This window comes from Kocuria sp. CH-021 (assembly GCF_049716185.1).
Lineage (GTDB): Bacteria > Actinomycetota > Actinomycetes > Actinomycetales > Micrococcaceae > Kocuria > Kocuria cellulosilytica.
Window position 1 is genome coordinate 1 of sequence record NZ_JBNAFK010000064.1, and the last position, 735, is coordinate 735.

Annotated in this window: 1 protein-coding gene; it reads left to right on the plus strand. The window is 66.1% G+C overall.

Going from position 1 to position 735, the window contains the following annotated elements; genetic code table 11:
- Positions 1-119: 119 nt before the first annotated feature.
- Complete coding sequence (locus tag ACPYN7_RS18030; RefSeq protein ID WP_424348561.1) at positions 120-671, plus strand: recombinase family protein; 552 nt, start codon at positions 120-122, stop codon at positions 669-671.
- Positions 672-735 lie beyond the last annotated feature (64 nt).

The following is a 735-nucleotide window of genomic DNA, read 5'->3' on the forward strand; positions in this document are numbered from 1 at the left end:
GTTACGGGCTCTGCTCGCCGCAGGCGGTCATCGCCCCTGGCGGAGAACCGCTACCCACACTCAGCTGTGAAGGCCCCGTTAACCCTGCTCGCTCGTCGGTGCACGTTCAGGGGGTTTGAGTGCGACACTTCTGCCATGTCAGGCATCAGGATCGGAGCTACGCGCGGGTCTCGACGGACGCTCAGGACCTCACCGCGCAGCGCAACGCGCTCTCATCTCTCGGTGTACCACCGGATCAGATCTATGTCGATCACGGTCTGACCGGCACCAACCGCAACCGCCCCGGGCTCACGACGGCCCTGGCGGCGTGTCGGGCCGGCGACACACTGGTCGTTACCAAGCTCGAGCGGCTGGCGCGGTCCCTGATGGACGCGCGCAACATCGTCGACGAGCTCTCCGCCAAGGGAGTGGTGCTCTCCCTGGGCGGTTCCGAGCACGACCCGAACGGCCCGGTCGGCCGGCTGCTGTTCAACGCGCTCGGGATGATCGCCGAGTTTGAGGCAGACCTCATCCGGATGCGTACTCGTGAGGGAATGGCGATCGCCCGGGCCAAGGGGAAGCTAAAGGGCAAGCCGCCGAAGCTCTCGGCCGCGCAGCAGAACCTCGTGATGTCGCTGTGGGGCGAAGGCTCACACTCCCAGGTGGAGCTCGCCGGGATCCTAGATGAGTAATTCCAAGGGGTGGGGGTCTTGGCGGGATGGGGCGAGGGTGCCCAGAATCGGCGTTGCTACCCGT